The 4,576-nt window shown below is 35.3% G+C and carries 5 protein-coding genes; 3 read left to right on the forward strand and 2 right to left on the reverse strand.

What is annotated here, in order from left to right:
• Together ACGHIN_RS16640 and queG are read right to left on the reverse strand one after the other, a co-directional pair.
• Positions 1-596 (reverse strand): TIGR02117 family protein (locus ACGHIN_RS16640; RefSeq protein ID WP_390456135.1); only part of this gene is annotated, 596 nt, incomplete at its 3' end.
• A gap of 369 nt (positions 597-965) precedes the next feature.
• Positions 966-1,907, reverse strand: coding sequence for a tRNA epoxyqueuosine(34) reductase QueG (gene queG, locus ACGHIN_RS16645; RefSeq protein ID WP_390456138.1), 942 nt, complete (start codon positions 1,905-1,907; stop codon positions 966-968).
• A gap of 205 nt (positions 1,908-2,112) precedes the next feature.
• On the opposite strand from queG, the gene ACGHIN_RS16650 reads away from it, so the two are divergent.
• From ACGHIN_RS16650 to ACGHIN_RS16660, 3 genes are all read left to right on the forward strand, one after another.
• Positions 2,113-2,412, forward strand: coding sequence for a rhodanese-like domain-containing protein (locus ACGHIN_RS16650; protein WP_390456141.1), 300 nt, complete (start codon positions 2,113-2,115; stop codon positions 2,410-2,412).
• A gap of 35 nt (positions 2,413-2,447) precedes the next feature.
• On the forward strand, positions 2,448-3,065 hold the full coding sequence (locus tag ACGHIN_RS16655; RefSeq protein ID WP_390456144.1) for an HD domain-containing protein: 618 nt from the start codon (positions 2,448-2,450) through the stop codon (positions 3,063-3,065).
• Between the two features lie 242 nt (positions 3,066-3,307).
• Positions 3,308-4,555, forward strand: coding sequence for a YaiO family outer membrane beta-barrel protein (locus ACGHIN_RS16660; protein ID WP_390456147.1), 1,248 nt, complete (start codon positions 3,308-3,310; stop codon positions 4,553-4,555).
• Positions 4,556-4,576: the final 21 nt, after the last annotated feature.

The raw sequence follows: 4,576 nt of genomic DNA on the forward strand, positions 1-4,576 counted from the left end.
GTGTTACAGGTATACAGGAAGCTGTATTTTCCTTTGGCATCATAAAAAGCATCGTTATCACTATAGACAGCATCAGTGGGGATCAACACAAAATTTCCTTTCTGGTCTCTGTCAAATTTACTTTCAATAAATCGGACAAGATCTTTGTATTGTGCTCTGCTGATCATTATCATTTTGCAATCGCTTCCTTCTTTCATGACTTTATAGTAAGTACAGTGCATGGCAGATTCACTCAGCCAGAAAGCTGCTTTAAATGCGGTTGAAAATTTCAGATCGGCCCAGGTTGGAGTATCCAGGTAAAAACCTTTATCCCCCCATCCTATACCTATATAGTTATAATCTGTTTGTTGGGAACGCACATTGAAGAACGGGATTTTGGAGCTCCAGTCCTGTAAGTCATTTTTTACAGGCATTACAATATCCGTATGAACTCCGTTGGTATAGATATAAATGGGAATTTCTTTTCTCTGTCCATCATCTTTTGCCTTAGTTTCTATAAAAGGCAATAAATAGCCTAATAATGCATATAGAACTATAATTCCCACTACAACTCCCAATATTTTAAGGACAGCCATTAATATCATTTTCACACTCATGTTTTAATTACAGTTTAATAAAATTTAATCTTATTTTTTTCCAAAAGTATTTGTTTTTATCGGAAAAATGATTATATTTAAGTACGAAATATATAAGAAATATGCGTAAAAATTCTAAATCACAAAAAAGATTTAAAATAAGAGTAAAAATAGCTCCTAAAAGAATTCAAAAAAGACGTTGATTTTCTGTGAGATTTTAATCTCCTGAGAGTCAATTTTTCTTTTTAGGAAAAGGCGTTAATACATTCTTGCTGATTCGAATCTTTACCTCTTTGCAACAAAAAACTGTAAGGAATGGTCGATTACCCGCTTCTGTTTTGGAAAACACAATTTCCAGAAAAGTAACTTTCCCCTTAAAAAGCAAGTTTCTTACAGACCTGAAGAAGGATCTAAAAACTCAATATTTCTCTTCAATCCGGCAAATTTCGTTCTCTTCACAGGTGATTTTCTGAATATTTCTGAAAATAATTCCTGGGTCAGTTCTTTCCATTCTCTTTTCTTAAAGTTTTTAAGAGATTCATTAGGCGTAAATCTGCTTTGTAAATTGGGACTGGAAAAGCGGTTCCAAGGACAAACATCCTGGCAAATATCGCAACCGAACATCCAGTCTTCCATTTTGTTTTTAAAATGTTCCGGGATTTCGTTTTTCAGTTCTATGGTTGCATAAGAAATACATTTGCTTCCATCAACAATTTTATCTGAAACTATAGCATCGGTAGGGCAGGCTTCTATACATTTTCTACAAGTCCCGCAATGATCTGTGGTTTCATGATCCGGTATTAGCTCGAGATCACATATAATCTCTGCCAGAAAGTAAAAGGAGCCGCTCTGTTTGGTAATGAGATTGGCATTTTTTCCCACCCATCCTATTCCTGATTTTCTGGCCCAGCTTCTTTCTAATACAGGGGCAGAATCTACAAACACCCTGAATCCGAAATCCCCGATTTCTTCCTGCAATTCTGCAACCATCTCCCGGAGAATTTCTTTAATAACTTCATGATAATCTTCTGCATAAGCATACTTTGATATCTTATAGTTCTCAAGAGTTGAGATCTTTTCTTTAGGAAAATAATTATAAGAGAGGGAAATTACGGATCTGGACCCTTCAACAAGTAATCTGGGATCAAGTCTTTTATCAAAATAGTTTTCCATGTATTTCATTTCCCCATGGAAATTATTTTTCAGCCAGCTTTCCAGATGCCGAGCATCTTCTTCCAAAAATTCCGATCTGGAAATACCACAATCCTGGAACCCAAACTTCCTGGCTTTGGATTTTATGAGTTGTGAATATGTTTCGGCACTTGAATTCATGATTTTACATTGCAAAACTATATAAAATATTTGAGACGGTTTATTAAAGAAATCAAAGGGTTATTGGTTTTATGGATGGTAAAGCATTCTTTGAATTTGTCTACATTATTGGTTTTATTAAAAATATCTCTCAAAACAATGGAAAGGTCAGCAAAATTTTACGTAATTTCGTTACTATTATTCACATGACTTAAAACAATTTATTATGTCGTTAACAGAAGTATTACAATCAGGAAATTATGAATTAATCGACGTTCGTGAACCCATGGAACTGGAAATGGACGGAAATATAGAAGGCGCTAAAAACATCCCTTTAGGTGAAGTAGAGGACAGAAAAGAGGAAATCTTATCTATTGAAAAGCCTGTGGTCTTATTCTGCAGAAGTGGAAACAGAAGCGGAAAAGCATTGGAATATCTCAATTCACAAGGGTTAAAAGAAGGCTATAACGGCGGTGGCTGGGCTGAATTGAAAGCAACTTTGGAAGCAAATCAGGGAACTTTTTAAAAAGTTCCTTTTTTTATCTGAAATATTCAAAAAAAATGGAACTGAAAGAAAGGTTTATCCAAAATTGTCTTAAGTTTTCAGAAAACAGGGATCTTATAGAAAGCCTATGGCTGGAAATTGAAAAAAAGCATTCGCGAAAAGGAAGGTTTTACCATAATCTTGAGCATTTGGAGAGTATGTTTTCGGAACTCGAAGCAGCCGGAGACCAGATTCGTCATTTTGCGACCGTTAGCTTTTCCGTTTTTTATCATGATATCATCTATCATGTAACTTCAAAATCCAATGAGGAGAAAAGCGCTGAACTTGCTGTTTCCAGACTTGAAGGTTTACAAGTGAATCAAACCATCATCAAAGATGTTTTTGAACAGATCCTGGCTACGAAAACGCATCAACTCTCCAACCATCATGACACTAATTTTCTTCTGGATGCAGATCTTTCCATCCTTGGCAAAAGCCCTGAATCCTATATTCAATATACTCAAAAAATAAGAAAGGAATATTCCCTTTACCCGGATCTTCTATATATCCCGGGAAGGAAAAAGGTCCTCCAGCATTTTTTGGAACTGGAAAGCATCTTTAAAACTGATTTTTTTAAAACCAAGTATGAAAAGCAGGCAAAAGAGAATATTCAATCCGAGCTTGATAAGCTGTAAGTTTAAGCTTAGTTAAATTCGTATTGCCTGGTGGAATTTATACAACTATCGTTTTTCTCTTTTATCACCCTCATATATCCTGTATATGAACCGTTAAATTAGTCATGAACTTGATAATTCAGAAAAATTACATTCTAAAAACTAAAAACAGGTTTTAAACAACAATATATAGTTTACGATAAAAAACTTCAATATATTTGTTATTATAAAGATACAATTCACAAAATAAACTTTTAACCTTAATGTTTACATCTTCAATAAGAAAATCGCTGGGCTTGTTGTTATTATTTTCTTCTCCTCTTTTCTACAGCCAGGAAAACTTAACGGCAGATGAATTATTCGCTAAAGCACGGACCACTGCTTTTGAACAAAAAGACTACGCCACTTCCATTAGTCTTGCCCAACAAGCATTAGAAAAAGCCCCAGACTATACTGATGTTTCTATTTTCCTGGGCAGACTTTATACATGGAATAAAAATCCAGCTTCAGCAAGGGCGGTATTTGAGGAACTTGAAAGAAAAGATGTCCGCGACGAAGATTATTTTATTGCCTATGCTTCACTTGAATACTGGAATGATCAGAACCCAAAAGCAATAGAAATCCTCAATAAAGGACTAACCTACCATCCTCAGTCTGAACAGCTTTTGTTATTAAAAACAAAAGCCTACTATAATAATAAAGAGTATATTAAAGCTGAGAAGACTATTAACACTCTTTTAAGCATTCATCCAAAAAATACGGAAGCAACCGGTCTTGCTATAAGAATCAGTGAATTCACTACCAAAAATGCAATCGGAATCCTTTATAATTACTCTCATTTTGATGAGCAATTTGATGACGACTGGCATATTGTAGGGATTCATTACAAAAGAGTTACACCTATCGGACCCATTATCCTTAGAGGAAACTATGCCAACAAATTTGCACAAAGTGGCACCCAGATAGAACTGGAAGCTTACCCGAGACTATCCAAAACCTTTTATCTTTATGTAGGCGGTGGATATTCCAATGATGTGGGCATATTTCCCAAATACCGCACCGGCATTTCATTGAATGCCAATCTTCCACGCGGCTTTGAGGCTGAAGTCGGATACCGGCAGATTTATTTCACAAACAATATCTGGATGCTTACCGCTTCAGCCGGAAAATATTATAAAAATTTTTGGTTTAATGTCCGTACCTACATTACTCCTAATAAGGAAAATATTGCTCATTCCTATACAGGAACCATCCGATATTATACTAAAAGCGCACAAGACTACTTTGCTCTTCAGGCAGGGACAGGGATAAGCCCGGAAGAACACCGCAATAACTTACTGGAAAATGAAAACTTTAAGCTTAAAACCTTTAAAATAGGAGCCGAATATAATTTTTCCATCCAAAAGATGAATTTATTTTCTTTATCCGCCATTTACTATAATCAGGAATATCTTCCTAATAAAAAAGGGAATCAATTTGATGTACTGATAGGATATACTAAAAGATTTTGAGTTTCCGGCGGGCTTTCAGCC

It is taken from the genome of Chryseobacterium barbadense (assembly GCF_042849955.1).
Lineage (GTDB): Bacteria > Bacteroidota > Bacteroidia > Flavobacteriales > Weeksellaceae > Chryseobacterium.

Excerpts from the sequence above, each read along its gene's own strand:
- ACGHIN_RS16650 (WP_390456141.1), top strand. The coding sequence starts at position 2,113 with ATGTCGTTAACAGAAGTATTACAATCAGGAAATTATGAATTAATCGAC.
- ACGHIN_RS16660 (WP_390456147.1), top strand. The coding sequence starts at position 3,308 with ATGTTTACATCTTCAATAAGAAAATCGCTGGGCTTGTTGTTATTATTT.
- queG (WP_390456138.1), bottom strand. The coding sequence starts at position 1,907 with ATGAATTCAAGTGCCGAAACATATTCACAACTCATAAAATCCAAAGCC.
- ACGHIN_RS16655 (WP_390456144.1), top strand. The coding sequence starts at position 2,448 with ATGGAACTGAAAGAAAGGTTTATCCAAAATTGTCTTAAGTTTTCAGAA.